General features: G+C 47.2%; 13 protein-coding genes. 5 read left to right on the forward strand and 8 right to left on the reverse strand.

From position 1 onward, the window contains the following. Positions 1-17: 17 nt before the first annotated feature. The 5 genes from ACW9SV_RS12945 to ACW9SV_RS12965 form a co-directional block, all read right to left on the reverse strand. Positions 18-992, reverse strand: coding sequence for a tetratricopeptide repeat protein (locus tag ACW9SV_RS12945; protein ID WP_479557186.1), 975 nt, complete (start codon positions 990-992; stop codon positions 18-20). Between the two features lie 196 nt (positions 993-1,188). After that, complete coding sequence (locus ACW9SV_RS12950) at positions 1,189-3,666, reverse strand: DUF5686 family protein (protein WP_479557187.1); 2,478 nt, start codon at positions 3,664-3,666, stop codon at positions 1,189-1,191. 268 nt (positions 3,667-3,934) lie between these two features. Beyond that, on the reverse strand, positions 3,935-4,579 hold the full coding sequence (locus ACW9SV_RS12955) for a hypothetical protein (RefSeq protein ID WP_479557188.1): 645 nt from the start codon (positions 4,577-4,579) through the stop codon (positions 3,935-3,937). Between the two features lie 210 nt (positions 4,580-4,789). Further along, positions 4,790-7,537 carry a DNA gyrase/topoisomerase IV subunit A gene (locus ACW9SV_RS12960; RefSeq protein ID WP_479557189.1) on the reverse strand — a complete coding sequence of 916 codons (2,748 nt, stop codon included), beginning with the start codon at positions 7,535-7,537 and terminating at the stop codon, positions 4,790-4,792. Then, the gene (locus ACW9SV_RS12965) at positions 7,530-9,401 is read right to left on the reverse strand and encodes a DNA topoisomerase IV subunit B (RefSeq protein ID WP_479557190.1); all 1,872 of its coding nucleotides are present in this window, start codon (positions 9,399-9,401) and stop codon (positions 7,530-7,532) included. The genes ACW9SV_RS12960 and ACW9SV_RS12965 overlap by 8 nt, the downstream gene beginning before the upstream one ends. Positions 9,402-9,722: 321 nt before the next feature. On the opposite strand from ACW9SV_RS12965, the gene ACW9SV_RS12970 reads away from it, so the two are divergent. From ACW9SV_RS12970 to ACW9SV_RS12980, 3 genes are all read left to right on the forward strand, one after another. After that, positions 9,723-10,835: an AI-2E family transporter gene (locus tag ACW9SV_RS12970; RefSeq protein WP_479557191.1), complete on the forward strand. Its 1,113-nt coding sequence runs from the start codon at positions 9,723-9,725 to the stop codon at positions 10,833-10,835. Between the two features lie 145 nt (positions 10,836-10,980). Further along, positions 10,981-11,451 (forward strand): ferritin-like domain-containing protein, encoded by a 471-nt coding sequence (locus ACW9SV_RS12975; protein ID WP_479557192.1) that lies wholly within the window; start codon positions 10,981-10,983, stop codon positions 11,449-11,451. A gap of 157 nt (positions 11,452-11,608) precedes the next feature. Next, positions 11,609-13,030: an exonuclease domain-containing protein gene (locus ACW9SV_RS12980; RefSeq protein WP_479557193.1), complete on the forward strand. Its 1,422-nt coding sequence runs from the start codon at positions 11,609-11,611 to the stop codon at positions 13,028-13,030. Positions 13,031-13,066: 36 nt separating this feature from the next. Here the strand turns inward: ACW9SV_RS12980 and ACW9SV_RS12985 are convergent, their stop codons facing one another. Then, positions 13,067-14,614, reverse strand: coding sequence for a hypothetical protein (locus tag ACW9SV_RS12985; RefSeq protein ID WP_479557194.1), 1,548 nt, complete (start codon positions 14,612-14,614; stop codon positions 13,067-13,069). Between the two features lie 193 nt (positions 14,615-14,807). Between ACW9SV_RS12985 and ACW9SV_RS12990 the strand changes: the two genes are divergently transcribed. Continuing rightward, complete coding sequence (locus ACW9SV_RS12990) at positions 14,808-16,400, forward strand: hypothetical protein (RefSeq protein WP_479557195.1); 1,593 nt, start codon at positions 14,808-14,810, stop codon at positions 16,398-16,400. 99 nt (positions 16,401-16,499) lie between these two features. Here ACW9SV_RS12990 and ACW9SV_RS12995 read toward each other — a convergent pair whose 3' ends face one another. Both ACW9SV_RS12995 and ACW9SV_RS13000 read right to left on the reverse strand, forming a co-directional pair. Beyond that, positions 16,500-17,021, reverse strand: a complete 522-nt coding sequence (locus tag ACW9SV_RS12995; protein ID WP_479557196.1) for a GNAT family N-acetyltransferase — start codon at positions 17,019-17,021, stop codon at positions 16,500-16,502. Positions 17,022-17,065: 44 nt separating this feature from the next. Next, a complete protein-coding gene (locus tag ACW9SV_RS13000) occupies positions 17,066-18,145 on the reverse strand; it encodes a DNA topoisomerase IB (RefSeq protein WP_479557197.1) in 1,080 nt (359 codons plus the stop codon). A gap of 203 nt (positions 18,146-18,348) precedes the next feature. On the opposite strand from ACW9SV_RS13000, the gene ACW9SV_RS13005 reads away from it, so the two are divergent. Then, positions 18,349-19,215: a M48 family metalloprotease gene (locus ACW9SV_RS13005; RefSeq protein WP_479557198.1), complete on the forward strand. Its 867-nt coding sequence runs from the start codon at positions 18,349-18,351 to the stop codon at positions 19,213-19,215. The last annotated feature ends 47 nt before the right edge of the window (positions 19,216-19,262 follow it).

Below are 19,262 nucleotides of genomic sequence, written 5' to 3' on the forward strand. Positions count from 1 at the left end.
AGTTTTCGGCAAAATAGCTAAAAAACCGATACCGACTGCAATGTGTCCATAATTGGTCTTGGTGCTACCGGCCTACTGATTCTCTGCAAAGCTACACGATAGCGTGGGTTCTGCGGGTTTTTTCTGATTAAAATTGCGTAGTGCGGTCTGGCAGCTGCCTTCTGGCCCGTCCACTCCAGGCAGGTAGCCAGAATCCAGCGGTTATGTTCGGTAAGCGCAAGCCCCAACTCCTGCGCTTTCAGCAACTGGGGCAAGGCGGTGCTGTACTGTCTTTTCTTGTACCAAGCCTCTCCTAACCCGGCGTATCCTTCTGGTTTTTCGGGTTGCAGGTTAACGGCTCTACTAAAACACGCCAAGGCTGTATCGGTGCGGTTATAATTAAGAAAGTACTGCCCAAGTTGCTGCCACCAGAACCCGTCTTTGGGTTGTTTCCTAACGCCGGTCTGCACCATTGGGATAGCATTCTCATACAGACCACGGGCGGTATAAATAGCGCTTAATTCTCTGAAAGCAGTCAGTGACAGGGAATCTCTAACCAAAGCCCGATTCAGGTTAAATAAAGCGCGTGCGGTGTCCCCAGTACCGGCCTGTGCTTTGGCCAGCAACACGTAGTACTTTGCTTCCCCTGGACTTAACTTGATGGCCTTGCTGCTGTGACTCAGGGCGCGGTCAAATTGCTTTAAACCCACATAGGTTTCTGCCAGGATTGCCTCTGATTCTGGGGCATAAAAGTCAAACTCTTTTGCCTGCATCATCATCTTCATGGCTTCTTGGTACTGCTTCCCTCCCACCAAAATCTTGGCTTTCCAGAAATAGGCCTCGCCTAAAGAAGGCTTTAACACCGTGGCGGTTGTCAGGTCTTTAAAGGCAGGCTGGTTTTTTTCCAAAGCCAGGTAGAGTTTGGCCCGTTTCACATACCACTCAGGTTGGGGATTTCTTTGGTCCAGAGCCCTACTTAATTCTTGGATTTGGGTAGGTACACTGCTATCCACTCGCCTGGGATTAAACATTCTTTCTTCCGATGTTTTCTGGGAGCAGGCAGAGAGCAAGCCTAAACCAATCCATAAAAGACAAAAGAAATTACGCATGCGGGAAAATAGTACTTTTAAGTTGCAGAAGCGAAGGTACAGCTTCCGGGTAAGTTCTGGCGTGTTTTACAAGCCTTTTTCTGAAAACGGGCATTAAACCTTAAGGGTTCACCGAGACCGATACCTTCACTCCCCACAAAGGCGAATCCAGTTCTTTATAGGTTAACCGATGCACTAAATCTACCCTCAACAACTGGAAGATGTTTTTCAGGCCTACGTTTACCTCGGCATACGGGTCTTTCCCCAGGCTCCTGAAGTTCATCGTTTCCTGACCATCCAAAGGTTCAGCGGGTTTGTTTTTGTCTGTTAACCTTCCGTAGAGCACTGCCCCGCCGGCCACCAGGAGAACCTTCGTTTTCTTAAGGAGCGGTAGTTTGTTTGTGATAGAGAAAGCCCCTTCAAAATGGTGGTCATACCTCAAAGAGACATACTCATCAGAGGCAAAGGCGAAGAACGGCATCAGGTTGTACCCGTGCAGAATAAAGAAAGGAGTCTCGTTCCCGATAGGCACCTGCAGTAAAGGCAAAGGTACCTTGGTGAACGTTTTTCCGGCTTTCAGGTAATAACGACCGTACCCAAAAATACCGGCGCGCACCCGCTGGTCGATTGAAAGGGCAACTTCCTGGTAAGTAAGGTCAGAGTTCATCACTCCACTTAAGCCAGCAGAAATATCTAACCCAATGGTAGGAGCCGTGGAATTAGAAATAGAGATTTTCTCGTAATGCCTTATGAGCATTTTCCTGTCTGGGGAAAACCGCAGGCTCAAAGACACATCGGTGGTACTAAAGCCGGCGTATTTGGAAACGTCAGTTGTTCCGCTTAGGGGTTTGGTGTCAAAAACAGGACGATAATTGGTGTGCCTGAACGTTACCCGCTGCCGGAAAGCAGGAAACCACTCCCGCTCGGCCCACATCTGGATTCGCTCCTGCTGGTAGGGGAAGTTCATTTTACCCCACCGAAAGGCCGAGAAGAAAAGGCTGTTCAACTGGGCATTGTTCAGGTCCATGGAAGCCGGGCCCACATCGTTCAGGTAGCTAACGCCCCACTCCGTCCATTGTTGCCGGTTGGCCACATAGCGAATATTAAACAAACTTTTAAACGACTCGTCCCGGGTACCATACCCAATATAGCCGTTCAGGATCCAATTGGGATGGAAGTCCTGGGTGGTTCTGCCGCCAAACTGCACCCGATGGCCTTCTACTTTATTGAAAACATAGGTTCCAAACACCGGTCCCCATTCAAATTTATCATTAAGAGGCATATGCCCTTCCACCACTATCCTGATCAGTTTTACCGCACTTTGGATCTCAGGCAGCTTGTTGATCTGGGCAATGGATTCTAGCCTTTTCTGCTCTTCGGGTGAGAAGGCCTGAGGCCTAACCGTCTGCCAGTACTCTTCCCGATACTTGAGGGCAGAGTCACTGATTTGGTGGGTCATGTCAAAGAACTCTTCCGACTTCGGCTCCCCCATCACCAGGTTGGTATAGGTAGTGGAAGATTCCACAAACAGCCGGACATCGGTGCCGGGCAGACCCGTGATCTGGAACTTGCGTTTGCTGGATACTGGTAGCAGAGAGGGGCTTTTATCGTCCCAAGCCTGAACGATATGCAGGTTTTTGACAAAGTTTAAAGCGACATTCTTATTTAAGCCCAACTCTATCCGACGTAAGGAAAAGGTTTTGTCAGCAATCCACATGGTGCCTTCAAAGGTGAGATCCTGAGACCTTTTAGGGAGAATCTTAATCCGGTACACTTTACCGGTTTCCGTTTCCACGCTATCCTCCAGGTCATAATCATAGTAGTTGTCCCACTGGTTGGCAATCGGGCTGACAAAGTCTTTGTCAAACATGCGCATCCAGTTTTGGTTCAGCGAAAAGTGCTCTGCCTGTGCGTTCAGCAGTTGGGCAACCTGGCTCTCCCGCTCAATTCCTACCCCTACCACCTTGCTGGCTTTTAGAATCTCTTTTGACCGGCGCGGATTACGGCTGAAAAAAGTTTCCTTCACCGTCTCTGACTGGAAAATAGGCAGAGAAGCGGTTTTAGAAGAGGCCCCGCTGATGGTTAAGCTATCCAGGAATTGGGCATACCGCTTTGAGAAACCCTTCTTTTTATCCGTGGCTTCCCGCTCCAGAATATTCCCTTTCATGATGGTGTAGGTACCAAACTGAATGGACTCCTGGTTCTCGGGCAAGTACAGGTGCTTGTTGCGGGCAGCCGCACGTACAATCTTGTAGGCGGGGTTTTCCTTTGGCCGAATCACTATCTCTTGGATGGTATAGCTTTGCCGTTCCAGAGCGATGGTACCGTTATTCAGGAGCTCCTTAGGTGTTTTTACAACCGGTAAATAGCCCAACAATGTAAAGGTGATGGTATCAGTGAGAGCGTATTTTCGGAGGATGTATTGGCCGGCTTCATCGGTGAAAACCGGAACTTTAGCCGATGTCAGGTGTACTGTTACATAATCAAGAGGCTTCTGGTTTTCGGCATCTATTACTTTACCGGTAATAGGTGAGATTTGGGCATGCGTTGCCCTAAAGCTCATCACCAATAAAATAAAGAACAAGATCTTTCTTACCATATGATTATTAGTACCCTAATATAAAAAATTGTAAGGTTTTATATTCAAAAACCTCTATCTAAAAACTTATAAATGCTGCATGAAGGCTAAAAATTATCAGCAGCTCACCCACTGAAGACAGGTAAATGGTAAAAACCCCTATTTAAATTCTAAGTTTTGCACCCTTTTTCCTGAAAACCGCCTTAAAACAAAAAAGCCTAAACATGAGAAAGGCACCCAAACCAGGGTGCCTTTCTCATGTTTAGGCTCTAAACTATCTGTATTAAGATCAGGCTTTCACCTTTAGTACTTCCTGTAAGAGGACCTTACATTTTCTGCTCAGCTCTAAATCTTCGGTGGTTACTAGCTTTTGGTCCAAAGCACGTTGTAGGGTGCCCACACATTCACTTTTCAGATCTGCTTCCCGTTGCACCCGGGCTAAATCATAATAGTATAGTAGGTTAGAGGGGTCGTATTCTATGGCTTTGTGAAAAGCATGAATGGCGAACTCATTGGTGGAGGTTGGAAGAGGTAACTGAGTTAACAACCGGTTGGCAGATTTCTCTGCAAAAGAAAGGTTGGCTACCTTGAAGGACCATCTTCCCATCAAATGCCAGGCTCCTGCGTGTCTCTGGTCTTGGGCCAGAGCCCGGTCGAGGTAAGACTTGATAAGGTTTAGTTGCACCATGCGCTCCTTAATAGCCACCAATTGGCAAAGGTTACTTAAGGAAAGTGCCATGACATAGTTAGGCTCAGCCGAAAGGCTGTCCAAGTTCAATGACCTTTGCGCAAAGGTCAAGGCTTTTTGAAAGTAAAGACTTTTGTGGGTGTCATCTGAGAACCGATAGCCAATTCGGCCACAAACAATGCTAGCTTTTATCAAAGCCTCTTGTTGCTCTGGATTCTCAGCCAGCAGCAACTCATATTTTTCCAAGGCTTCAGAGTCCTTGTACTCCCGGAATAATTGATTTGCCTCCCACAACAGTTTTTCCGAACCTAGTCCGCCAGCAATGGCTCTTAGGTTCGGAAAACTTATGAGTGTGATCAGTAATAAAACGAGTCTAAAAGTGCTCCGCATACAAATCCCCCAGATATCCTGTTTAGTCCAACGTAAGGGTAATCTACGAATAACTTTTAAAAAGTCCTAAAATAGGTTTAACTGTTTTTTAGGCGGCTTTACAGCTTTAGGTAGATCCCCGTTTTGTTCTGTCTCTACGGACAAATCTAAAATGGGTTGTATTGTGTCCATTTCCAATAAGACTTCGTCTCCAGATGAAAAGGAAGCGGTTGCTTCTTGTACTAATTTGGGCTCCACTTTTACAGTCTTTACTGCTTTTGTGCTATTCTTTGCCTTAATTGGCTCCGATTCTTCCTCTTTTTGGATGGTTACCCCAAAGATTTTGAAGTAATTAAGTTTATTGCCTAAAGCCCTCCACCCTTTCACATCTATAAAGTCACTAAGTATCAGACTTTCAGTTTCTTTCTCAGATTTTTTGTCGCGCTGGATTTTAATCTCGGCTTTGGGCTCCGGATGAACCGAGGCCGCCAACAATTTAGATCCTTTAGACTCACTGATGAAGATAAACCGTTTGCCAATAGTGCTAGTCTCCACCACAAAGCGTTTCACATAAGACACCTTGGTTTCGCCTTCGGTATAGATGGCTGACACCACTAAATCGGGCGAGAACTTATGGATCACCTCAATATTGGCCACATCATAATGGTTAGACAAGTCAAAGGTGGTCATCTCATACGACCCGTCTTTGTAGATCACCAGGATAGAGTCATCCGTATTGAACGAGCCCAAGTACCTTCCTCTATTTTCGGTGTTCAGTCGGCCAATTACCTCATCGTAATAGATCTCGCGTCCGCCGCGGGTTGATTCACCCAGTGCTTTCTGTGTTACCTTCTTAATTGGGTGCTTGGTCACAATGTTCCCCTGTGACCCTTTGCCTTTAATGAGCAGCTCCGCAAAGTCAAAGTCGAACAGTTTCACACGGGCAGTGCTGGCCGGCTGCAAAGTAATGCTCACCAACTCAGATTCTGAGTTCGGGTTAGCCGTCAGATACACTACTTTAGAGTTCTTCTCTCCTTTGGTTAAGTCGTACTCCTTGTCTCGGGTGATGGACGTCACAGCAAAACGTTTGGCAAACGAGATACCGGTTTTTCCATCTACGTAGATCATGTTGTAGACCATGTGCTCATCATTCTTGTTGTACACGCCAACGTAGATGATGTCCTTGCCCATGAAAATCTTGTCACTGATCTTAGACACCATGAACTTACCGTCTTTCCGGATGGCAATGATGTCGTCCATGTCAGAGCAGTCGCACACGAACTCGTCTTTCTTCAAGCCATAGCCCACGAAACCGTCTTTGCGGTTCACGTACAGCTTTTGGTTAGCCACGGCCACTTTCTGGGCTGACACCACATCAAAAGTTCTGATCTGTGTCTTACGTTCTTTGCCTTTGCCGTATTTCGCCAAAAGACCCTCAAAATAGCTGATGGCGTACCGGGTAAGGTTTGCCAAGTTATCAGCTACCTCCGCCATTTCATCCTCCAGCTTTTTGATAAACTCATCGGCTTTGAAGGAGTCAAATTTGGAGATACGCTTGATCTTGATCTCGGTGAGACGCACAATGTCGTCCTGCGTTACCTCACGGCGCAGCAAGGGTTTGTGCGGGTCCAATCCTTTGTCAATAGCTGCAAGGACGGCTTCCCAAGTTTCGCACTCTTCAATGTCACGGTAGATGCGGTTCTCAATGAAGATTTTCTCCAGGGAGGAGTTATGCCACTTGTCTTCCAGTTCCCCCATCCGGATCTCGAGCTCACGCTCCAGCAACCGAACGGTTTTTACCGTAGACATGCGCAACAACTCATCCACGTTCAAGAAGCGAGGCTTCTCGTCAATGATGACACAGGTGTTCGGCGATATAGAGACTTCGCAGTCTGTGAAAGCATACAGCGCATCAATGGTCAAGTCAGGTGAAATCCCTGGTGGAATATGCACCTGGATCTCTACCTCGGCAGCGGTGTTGTCTACTACCTTCTTGATTTTGATCTTATTGTTCTCGCTAGCCTTTACAATGGAGTCCATCAACGCCGTGGTGGTAGTTCCGTAAGGCACATCACGAATGATGAGCAGCGATTTATCTACTTTCTCAATAGTAGCCCGTAAACGGATCTTGCCTCCTCTGCCCCCACCGTTGTAATTGGTGAAGTCAGCCAAGCCTCCTGTAGGGAAGTCTGGAAGCAAGGTAGTTTTACGGCCTTTCAGCACGTCTATAGAGCCTTTGATCAGCTCCCGAAAGTTGTGAGGCATGATCTTGGTAGACAAGCCCACAGCAATCCCTTCCACGCCCTGCGCAAGCAAAAGTGGGAATTTTACCGGTAAGGTAACCGGCTCGTTTTTACGACCGTCATAGCTTAATTGCCACTCGGTAGTTTGGGCGTTGAACACCACGTCCAAAGCGAACTTGGTGAGGCGGGCCTCAATATAACGAGGTGCCGCCGCGCTGTCACCGGTGCGCACATCGCCCCAGTTTCCCTGAGTTTCAATCAATAAGTCTTTCTGACCCAGGTTCACGATGGCATCGCCAATTGAGGCGTCCCCGTGCGGGTGGTACTGCATGGTCTGCCCGATCACGTTCGCCACTTTGTTGAAACGGCCGTCGTCCATTTCTTTCATGGCGTGCATGATGCGGCGCTGTACGGGTTTGAAACCATCTTCCAAAGCAGGAACAGCACGCTCCAGAATTACATAGGAGGCGTAGTCCAGAAACCAGTTCTCGTACAGTCCGGAAACAGAGCTTATCTCATGGATGGTCTCTTCTCCTTCCAGTTGCGCGTCCAGTTCCAGGTTGTTCTCGTTTTCCAATTCTTCGTTAAGCATATACCTCCTCTACTATATCTTTCTCAATCTTGAGATTCTCAATGATAAACTGCTGGCGCTCCGGCGTGTTCTTGCCCATGAAATAAGACAAGATCTTCTGGATGTTCTGCTCGGTCTTACCCATGATCACCGGCTCCAAACGGATGTTGTCGCCAATGAACTTGCCGAACTCTTCTGGCGAGATCTCACCCAATCCCTTAAAACGGGTGATCTCAGGGTTCTTGCCCAACTTGCGCATGGCGTTCTGTTTCTCCTGCTCATTGTAGCAGTAGATGGTTTCTTTTTTGTTCCGCACGCGGAACAAAGGAGTTTCCAGAATGTACAAATGGCCGTTTTTCACTAAGTCCGGGAAGAACTGCAAGAAAAACGTCATCAACAGCAAGCGGATGTGCATTCCGTCTACGTCAGCATCGGTGGCAACTACCACGCGATTGTAGCGCAAGCCTTCCAAGCCTTCCTCAATGTTAAGAGCGTGCTGGAGAAGGTTGAACTCTTCGTTCTCGTACACCACTTTCTTCTTCAGACCAAAGCAGTTCAAAGGCTTTCCTCTTAAGGAGAATACCGCCTCTAACTCAACGTTCCTTGATTTGGTGATAGAACCTGAAGCAGAGTCCCCCTCGGTGATGAACAAGGTGGTCAACGCTTCTTTCTCCAGCTCTTTGCTTTCGCCGAAGTGGAATCGGCAGTCACGCAATTTTTTGTTGTGCAGGTTCGCTTTCTTTGCGCGTTGGTTCGCCAGCTTCTTAATACCGGCCATGTCTTTGCGCTCGCGCTCACTCTGCTCAATGCGTTTGCGAAGCGCCTCAGCTACAGATGGATTCTTGTGCAGGTAATTGTCCAGGTGCTCCTTCACGAAATCGTTCACGAAGTTCCGCACAGATGGACCATCCGGACCCACATTGATGGACCCTAACTTGGTTTTGGTCTGACTTTCGAAAACCGGCTCTTGAACGCGAATAGCAATGGCGCCTACTATAGAGCCTCTAATATCAGTGGCGTCGTAGTCTTTTTTATAAAACTCGCGAACGGTTTTCACAACCGCTTCTCTAAAAGCAGCTAAGTGCGTACCACCTTGGGTGGTGTACTGCCCGTTCACGAAGGAATAATATTCCTCACCGTAATCATTGCCGTGGGTTAAGGCCAGCTCAATATCTTCCCCTTTCAGGTGGATAATGGGGTAGCGCATGGTTTCCTCGGCAATTTTGCGGCTCAACAGGTCTTTCAGGCCATTCTCAGACAAATACTTCTGTCCGTTAAAATGGATGGTTAGACCTGCATTGAGGTACACGTAGTTCCATATCTGGTTTTCCAGGAACTCCGGAATAAAGTGGTAGTTTTTGAAAATGGTATCATCAGGCACAAAGACCGTAGTGGTACCATTGCGCTGGTTTGAATCTTGCAGCGGCTCATCATTTACCAACTCACCGCGCTCAAACTCGGCCACTTTGGTTTTTCCGTCTCTTACCGACTGGATTCTGAAGCTGGAGGACAACGCGTTCACTGCCTTGGTACCCACACCATTCAAACCCACCGATTTCTGAAAAGCGCGGCTGTCATATTTACCACCGGTGTTGATCTTGCTTACGCAGTCAATCACCTTGCCTAGCGGAATACCGCGACCGTAGTCGCGCACCACTACTTTGTGGTCAGAAATCTTTACTTCAATGGTGCGACCATGCCCCATCATGTGCTCATCAATGGAGTTGTCAATCACCTCTTTCACAAGAATGTAAATCCCATCATCGGGAGAGGAGCCGTCGCCTAGCTTGCCAATGTACATACCCGGGCGCAGCCGGATGTGTTCACGCCAATCAAGGGATCGTATACTATCCTCGTTGTAGGTAACATCAGTCAATTCAGCCATACAAGACTTTTGGGTTTAGTAGAATTAGGTAAAATAAAAGAAAATTTGCGTGTTCTTTGACATTAAAGGCTTGAAACGGCAATTTTAATGCGGAAACAAGTCCAAAACTCACCTTCTTTGCCTAGGTTAAGAGTAAGAAAAAAACTAAGTTTTCTATTTACCTGTAACCAAATATAGGGCTTAGCAGTTCATTCAACAGACTTTCTTTTGCTTATTATTTTAGCCAAAAATATAAACAATTGCTTTACAATAGGTTGTTTTACTAAATTTTTTAGCATAGTAACTATTGCATACACCACTGGTCCTTACCGAAATGAAACCATGGAAATAAAACTACCCTCCTATTTTAAGTACACCGTCATTTTGCTAGGGCTGTTCTTGCTCCTGCACTTTCTACAGACCTTTAGTCCGGTGCTCATCCCAATCTGCTTTGCCGCTTTGTTTGCCCTGCTCTTGCTGCCCATGGCCCGGGGATTGGAAAAACGTCTGCCCAGATCAGTATCCATTGTGATTTCCCTCATAGTGGTGATTGTGATTCTTGGTCTGCTCATCTGGTTTTTATCCTCGCAAATCAGCAACTTCTCTTCTGAGTTGACCGAGATCAACAACAAGTTTTCTTTGCTCCTTGCCAAGTTTCAGACGTTTCTGTATGAACGGTTCGGGATTAAGCCCACAAACAAAACCGAGTTTCTGCAGAAAGCCCTTGGCAATGTGACGCAGACAGGAACCGCTTTCCTGGGAAGCACCATCTCCCTCACTACTGGTGCCCTTACAGTGTTATCTCTGATTCCGATCTATGTGTTCTGTATGCTTTACTACCGTGATCACTTGCGGCAGTTCATGTTCCAGTTCATCACCAAAGACCGCAGAGAACCGCTTATGGAAACCGTAGACAATATCCAACGAGTGGTGCAGGGCTACTTGTCTGGGTTGCTCATCGTGATTGCCGTGGTGTCTGTGCTGAACTCAGTGGGGCTGATGATCATGGGTGTGGAGTATGCCATTTTCTTCGGGGTGATGGCCGCAATCTTAACTGTCATCCCTTATATAGGTATTTTAATAGGTGCCATGTTCCCAGCCTTGTTCGTGTTTGTGAACACGGGTTCTGCCGCCCAAATGTTGATCGTGATTGGGATCTTCGCTTTTGTGCAGTTTCTGGAAGGTAACTTCATCACCCCGTTTGTGGTAGGCTCCAAAGTAAGCATCAACCCCTTCGCCGCCATTGTGGCCCTGATTCTGGGAGGCGAGATCTGGGGGGCACCCGGCATGATCCTTTCCATCCCTATTATTGCTATCCTGAAGGTCATTTTTGACGCCTACGAACCGCTACAACCCTTTGGCTTCTTACTGAACGATGTGAACAATGGTCCTGAGGAAAATAAACTTCTACGGCGCCTAAAAAGTAGAAGAAATCAATTGAAAGGACCAGCTTAACGCCTAGTTTGGGCAAACTCAACCTAAAGCGTGTAACCACCATAGAATAAGACTAGTATAAGTACTGACACATGAAATCTTGAAAAACAATGTTTTAAAAGTTCTGTTTCATATACAAACTAGTTAACACCAAACGTATAAAACTATGGATAATGTGAATAGCAAAGTCATTGACACCCTTAATGATTTAGTGGAAACTGCCCGTGACGGTTACAAAGGTTATGAAACCGCTGCAGGCGCTGTAGAAGACCCAAGGCTGAAATCAGAATTCCACCGCTTGGCGCAGCAACGGTCCACTTTCCTGAGCGAACTGGAAAGCACCGCCCGCCAGTTTGGAGGCAGCACCAAAGAAACAACCACAGTAGAAGGCGTGGCCTTACAAGCAGCCGGCGCCGTGCACCGGGGCTGGATCAACCTGAAATCAGCCATCGGGGCTAACGATAATAAGGCTATCCTGAGTGAGTGCGAAAACGGGGATGAGGCTGCCTTAAAAGCCTATGACAATGCCCTGAACGAACAAGGACTTCCGGTGGAAACGCTAACCATTATTCAGCGCCAGAGACAGGAAATTCAGGCCGCTAAACAAATGATTACTTCTCTGAAGCAAGGCTTCTAATCATTATTCAATAACAGAAGGAGCAGCCCCAAAGGCTGCTTTTTTTGTGCCCTTTTCTAAAAATGATAGCTAAACGGGAGAATGAAACGATCTTGCCCCATCTATGGTTCTAATAAAGTTAGCACCTTTGAACCATCTTTCACCTTAACTTGAGCGCGTGTACGCAATCATAGACATAGAGACCACCGGAGGCCAACCCGCCGAAGACCGCATCACCGAGATCGCGATTTTCATCCATGACGGGAACAAGGTAGTAGACCAGTTCCACAGCCTGATCAACCCCGGTCGGCCCATTCCCTTTTTCATTTCCCAACTCACCGGCATCACCGATGAGATGGTGAAAGACGCCCCAAAATTTCATGAGGTGGCCAAGCAGATTGTGCAGATCACCGAAGGAAATGTGTTTGTGGCCCATAACGTGCGGTTTGACTACTCGTTTGTAAAAAAGGAATTTGCAGACCTGGGCTTCACCTTCCAACGTAAAACTTTGTGTACCGTGCGGCTGAGCAGGAAACTGATGCCGGGGCTTCCCTCCTACAGTTTGGGCAAACTTTGCAAGAGCATTGACATTCCGCTGCAGATGCGCCACCGGGCCATTGGCGATGCGGAAGCCACTGCCATTCTTTTTGACCGTTTACTTAAAATTGATGAGAAAAAGGTAAACGACGCCCAGGACGACAAACTGCTGGAGCCTTCCGCCATTTCTAAGGAGATTAAGACTTCTCTGCTGCCGCCAGCCATCACCAAAGACATGGTAGATGCTTTGCCTTTGGAGGCCGGTGTGTACTATTTCCATGACGAGACGGGGCAGATCATTTACGTGGGCAAAAGCAAGAGCATCCGGAAACGTATTATCCAGCACTTTAACATTGATTTCAAAAGCAAGAAATCTATTGAGTTCAAGAACCGCATCGCCAATATTACTTATGAGCGCACGGGCAGCGAACTGGTAGCCCTTCTTTTTGAGTCTGACGAGATCAAGAAAAGGAAACCCTTCTATAACCGGGCCCAACGCCGGAGCGTGTACCATTCTGGCATTTACTCCTATTATGACCAGGAGGGGTATTTGCGGCTCACTTTCCAGAAAGCTAAAACAGAGGTTCCGCCACTATTGACCATGTCAAACCAGTTCCAGGCAAAGAACTTTCTGTACAACCGGGTAGCTAAGTACAACCTGTGTCAAAAGATGTGTGACTTGTACAAATCAAATGGGCCTTGTTTTGACTATCAGGTGCACCAGTGTAAAGGCGCGTGCGTGGGCAAGGAATCGCCGGAAGAGTATAACCAACGGGTGATGGAATCTATTGATGCCTTTAAGTATGACTATGATTCGTTTGTTATCATTGGGAAAGGCCGCCATGCCGAGGAGAAGTCGGTAGTGGTGGTGGACAACGGGCGGTACCTGGGTTTTGGGTACATTGATGAATCGTTCAGTGCTAACTCGCTGGAAGACTTTAAAGGGGTAATTAAATATTACAACGACAACAAAGACACCCAGCAAATCATCAGGGGGTACATGCGTACTAAACACCAGGACAAAGTTCTGGTGTTTTCAGAAGACCTCAATGCCGCGCTTTAAGGCCGTTTTTGAAAAAATGCCTGCATAAAAGGAGAATCAATGCAAGCGGTGCCGCAACAGCCAACCCGCTCCGTTGAACTCCTGCGCCGCTGGGGTATACTCCTCCATTTTGAGGCTTTTATGCCGGGGGTACTCGTTGCCGTCTTCCTCCTCCATCACCTTTATTTTCGCACCTGAAAGGTTCAAAGAAGAATCAACCGTTAGGTTATCAGCTCCTTCGCCGCCGTATAGCCGTAGGTTCATCTTGTTCTTTCCTTTGCCTTTTATAACAAAAGAGTCCTTGCCGCCGAGTCCATAGAACGAGATGCTTTTTGTCTGTGCTGGCAAAAAAGTTTTCTGGTGTAACAAGCGGCTTTTCTGATCCTCCACGGCCCAATGTTGCACTAGTAAACTTCCATCCACCTGAAACTCCAATACAAATTTATCTTCGGCATCGGTACCAGGTAGTAGCACCTCTTTGTTCAGGAGTTTATAGAACGTGGCAGCAGCAGTGGTCAAGTTAGCACGGCGCGACTTTAGTTTGGAAGCAAATTCGTTGGCAGATAATTTCCTTATCTGAGGAGGCCAGTTCTGCAAAGCTTTATCTATCACCTCATTTGAGAGCTCTTGCTGCAGGTCCAGGGCTGCTTGTCTGAAATCATCTTTGATTAGATAGGCCAGTAAATAGGCATCCATTTGGTACGAACTTTTGATCAGGCCTTTTACATTCTTGCCTACAATGGTTTGGTCAAAGCTTTGGTAATTGGGCTTGAAAACGCTGACCAGTTTGGTGAATACCCCGTCATTAAATTTAAAAAAGGCATGATCCCGGTCTCTAGGAATGGGTGCATATTGCGTAAAGGCACCTTCTTTTTGAACGGCCCATCGCCATTGGTCTTCGCGGCGGCTCCAGTCACTTAGCCACATGTCAAACAGCCGGGAAAGTAAGTATTGGTGGGTATCGGCCCTATTTAGTGGACTCGTCACAAAGCTTTGAAAAGCATCTCTTGAGCTTACAATGTCCTTAGGATTTCCGAAGCTTTTGAGGGATTCCCAATTACCGTTTGGGCGTTCTTCCAGTAAAGCCATCATGTGGGCAAACTCCTGTCTGAACTCCCCTAACCCAGGATCGTCGGCAATGTACACCAGTTTTGGGTTGGTGTGGTAAACGCCTGCCGCGGTAGCCAACGCCGGAACAATGAAAGCTCCGTAAGGATGGATAACGCTAGTTTGATCACGCATCAGGTTTGCGATGAAAGTCTTCTGCAGACCCTTAGGCAATGCTTTAGAAGGATCTTTATCAATAGACCGCAGCACATACTCATGCCCTGCTGCATCTACTAGGCGGAGGTTCTTAGTCTGAAAACTGCCTCCTTCTTTGGTGGGCGTGGCTCCGCCATTGAACTGACTAATTTTAAAATAAGGCACCTGCACGGGTTCTGCCCACACCTTTCGGTAATGCCTGCCCCACCAAAACCTGTGAAACCCACTTTTAAGGTACTGCTTTCCGGCGGCGATGGTGATGGTAGAATCTGGTTGCTGTGAATAGACCGGGACTGGTGAAAGAAGGAAAAGTATCCATGCCCAAAGTTGGGGCTTAATCAAAAAGGTTCTCCTAAACTTAGTAAGGGCATGTACCATAGGTACGTATTTATACCTAAAACACTGTTCCTATGTTCTGATTAGGGGCAAATTCCTATTCTAAGTAGTTGGACCTCAACAAACTGTTATTTCTATAATAATGCGGATAAAACATTTGTGGTACACTTTCTGTATGGCAAATATCTAAAGCTTCTATATGCGGAAACTACTGACCTTCTCTTTGTCCGTTCTTTTACTGAACTATGGCTGTGCCAAGAAAGATTACTTCCAGTCTTCAGCCTTGGCAGGCCCCGTAGAGCAGGAACGTAATGCCAAATGGGATTCGGCTATGGTGGTTGCGGGGAAGCACTATGAGAAAGGATTTCTGCATCAGGTGTTCTGGGGAAAGCACTATCGCTCTGTATGGGCACAACCCGTTACCTTACCAGTTCTGGACATTGATAAAATGCACGGGGGACTTAGCCCAGAAAAATTAGGTGGAGGTTTTCAAACAACTAGCCTCACGTTGCAAAATGAAGCAGGAAAGCAGTATGCCCTCAGATCTGTAGACAAAGACCCCCAGGACATCTTGCCTAAAGGATTACGCAAATCCTTCCTTACCAATCTGCTTCGGGACCAAACCTCTGCGGCTCATCCTTACGGAGCCATTGTGGTTTCCGCTTTAGCGGCTGGGGCCCAGATTCCGCATAGCCATCCTCGGTACGTTTACATCCCAAAAAATGAAAAAGGACTGGGAAAAAACTCCGGCGAATTCCAGGACAAAGTATTTCTGTTAGAGGAAAAGTATGAAGGAAAGGCAGCCATCACCAGCTACCTTGGCAAGGCTAAAAACCTGGTAGATTCTAAGGAGTTTCTGGAGAAAAGATTTTCGCAGCACTCGCACATGCCCGACCAACTTTCCTTTGCCAAAGCCCGGCTTTTTGATGTATTAATTGGGGATTGGGATCGGCATGAGGGCCAATGGCAATGGGCGGTGTATGACACCAGCAATGTTACCACCTACTCACCAGTACCAAAAGATCGTGACCAAGCTTTCTTCAAGTTTGACGATGGGTTGGTGCCCTGGCTTTTCAGCCTAAAATGGGCTCCTTTAAAGAAAATGAAGACGTTTCATGCCCGGGTCTCTTCGCCCGAAGGGTACCTGAAAAATGCCCAGTTTATAGATGAGCGTTGCTTGAACGAAGTCACGCTGGAGCAGTGGCTGCAATTAGCCCAACAACTACAAACTCAAATGACAGACAGCGTCATTAAGGAAGCTGTTGAAGCTTTGCCTACGCAGGCCTATAACCTAACTGGAAAAGAAATTCAGCAGAAACTAATCTCCAGAAGAGAACAACTGCCCAAAATAGCCGAGAAGATGTACCAACAACTCTCAAAAAATGTTTTGGTGCCGGGTACAGATAAAAAAGAGAAGTTTTTGGTAGAGCGGCTGCCCAACGGCGACACCCGGGTGTTGGTCTCTCAATTAGCTGGCAGCGAAAAAGAAAACCCGTTGCTGGTGTTTGACCGTGTTTTCAGGAAAACAGACACAAAATCCATTTCCCTCCACGGCCTGGCTGATGAGGATGAATTTATTCTGACTGGGAATGGGCAAAGAGGAATCAAAGTCTTTGTTTACGGAGGTATGGGTGAAGACGAGGTGAAAGACAACTCCTTTGTGAAAGGTTGGGGCCGCAAAACCCGCGTGTTAGATACTAAACAAGGGGTTGAGGTTGAAAAAGGAAAAGAAACAAAAGTGAAGAAATCCCACGACGTAAAGGTTCATGCCTTTGACCGAGAGGGATTATAAATGGAGAGGTGATAATTTAAGGTATTGCTGATAATTTTGCTTCAGTAATGCATTTGGTTTATAAAAAGTAAAACTGTTACTACTCCTCAATACCTACTTTCAAATCACAAGTTCCTTTACCTCGCGTTTCCACCAGGTGTTGTCTCTTCCCTGGCAATCACGGATAAACCCGTTACGTTCCAAAATCTTTTCAGATGCGGCGTTTCCAACTTCCGTTTCCGCAATTACAGTAGAAATGTCCGGTCGCTGGGCACACCATTGGAGTAAGCCACCGATAGCCTCAGACATGATGCCCAGCTGCTGAAATTCAGGATAAGTACCGTATCCTATCTCCACTTCACCAGACTCTTCCGGTTCTCCTTTGAAGCACAAATCTCCGGCCATCACATTTTGGTCCTTCAACTCAATCGCCCAAAGGGTATAAAAGTAATACTGCTCCTCATGCTGAGGCAACAGACGCAGAAAGTAATTTTCAAGGGCATCGGCCAGGTCTGAGTCAATCTCTTTGGGAGAATAGTTCAGACCCAATTCTTTTTCCAGGGAGCCGTCATTGGCAGCGTAAAGCTTCAGCTGCTTCAAGGTTAACGGCTGAATTCTTAGTCTTTGAGTTTCTATGAACATGATTTCCTGCCTTTTTACTAGCTGAAATATATTCATAAAATACTTTATTTTACATCTAACTTGATATCCTTCAGCATTTTAATCACAAATGATTCTGTTCTGGAGAGATGCGGGTTGTCTTTGCGCTGCTTGGCATCGTGTTTCCGGAGGTAATCTATGAGTTTATCCTGCTTAAATAGATTCACCACTTCTGGGTGGATATAGTATTTGTTGCACACGCTGGGCGTGTTACCTAGTTCCTGCGCCACCAACTTGGCTGCTTCCTTCACGGCCTTGTCCTTGCCCAGATCAGGGTTTTCATCCAGTATTTGCTCCAGGCATTCCACCATCAGCACGGTGCCGCCCCAAGTCCTGAAATCTTTGGCGCTGAAGTCTTCCGCACTCAGGCTGCGCAGGTACTCGTTTACATCGCCAGACTCAATGGGTTGCCGGTTGCCTTCTTCATCATAGTATTGGAAAAGATCGTAGCCGGGTATTTCCTGGCATTGTTTCACCAAACGGGCCAAGCGGCGGTCCTTGATGCTGATCTCCTGCTTCACTCCTTTTTTACCTACAAAATCCAGGCGCAGGTGATCGCCCTCCACTTTCACGTGCCGGTCGCGCAAAGTGGTCAGGCCGTACGATTTATTTGACTTCGCGTATGCTCGGTTCCCGATGCGGATAAAGGAGTTATCCAGCAATTCCACTACAATGGCCAGAATCTTACGTTTTTCTAGTTTCTTCAAGCGCAAATCTTTCTCTACCTGCTTCCGAATGTTAGGCAAAGCCTTGCCAAACGCGAGCATACGTCCAAACTTGTTCAGGCTTCTGACCTGCTGCCATTGCGGATGATAGACGTACTGCTTTCTTCCTTTGTCATCCCTACCAGTAGCCTGTATATGGCCATTGGCCGACGGGCAAATCCAGACATCGGTCCAGGCGGGCGGTATTACCAATTTTTGGATACGGTCCAGTACTTTCTCATCGGTTACCGGTTCGCCTTTCGCAGTGAAATAGAATGCTTCCTTGTCTTTCAGCTCTCTTGTAATGCCTGGTTTGGTGTCAGGGAAGTAGCGCAAGCCGGCCTGTTCAGCCGAAGCAGCCACATCTGCATACACTTCTTGCGGGGATAACTGGTTTTCCATCTTTGCGTAAGTTCGTCTTTTCACTCCTTTAACCTTTTAGGCTTATAAAGGTTGTACCCGCCGTATTTTGCTTGCTTTCTAGAATTAAGGCCTAAAACAATCTTTTGAATAACTAGGAGAACGAAGCCGTAGAGCACCATCAAAAGGGGTGTGTCATTTTGCAAAAGTTTTCGTAGAACTGAATTGATAAAGAATGAACTCCTATGATCTCTAGATTTTTTGGTTCCGTTGCTTCTACCCGCCGCGGACTTTCAATGTGCCTCCTGCTCCTATCTTCTGTGGTTTTTACCAATTGCGGAGGTGATAAAAACGGCGATAACGTCTTCTTTCCCATAGAGAATGATTTGGAACTGGGCATGCAGGTATCGCAACAGGTAGACTCTGCCTATGGCAGCAAAGGACAACTGCTAGATCGAAACTCAAGAAACCCCAAAATCAGGGCTGCCTATACTCACTTGGACCAAATTGTGGAGCGGATCCTAGAATCAGGTAAGGTGAGCTATCGCGAAGAGTTTCCGTGGGATGTGAAGATCATTAATGACCCAAAAGTGCAGAACGCCTTTGCCACCCCTGGCGGGCACATCTATGTCTTCACCGGCTTAATTCAGTACCTGGACAACGAAGACCAATTGGCAGGTGTGCTGGGCCATGAGATAGCCCACGCTGACCAACGCCACTCCATTAAACAGCTTCAGAAGCAATACGGCATCTCGGTTATCTCAAGGTTGATTTTAGGGGGCGAAACTGGAAACTTGGAAAGAATTTTCACCCAGGTAGGCGGTCAGTTGGTTGGCCTAAAATTCAGCCGTGACTATGAACGGGAAGCCGACGAATACTCGGTGATCTACCTGGGTGCCACGGATTACTATGCCTGTGACGGTGCAGCGGGCTTCTTCCAGAAAATGCAAGCCCTTGAGAACCGCGGCACTCCGCCGGAGTTCGCCAGCACCCACCCTGCCCCCGGCAACCGCATCCAGGACATTCAGGCGCACGCCCGGCAACAAGGCTGCAAAACAGCAACGACTTCCAATACCGGGTACCAGGAGTTTAAACGAAACCTAGGCTTGTAGTACGTATATATACTTATTGGCTTTGTTTCCGTAAAAGAGCTGAAAAC

The organism is Rufibacter sp. JT20002 (genome assembly GCF_056491185.1).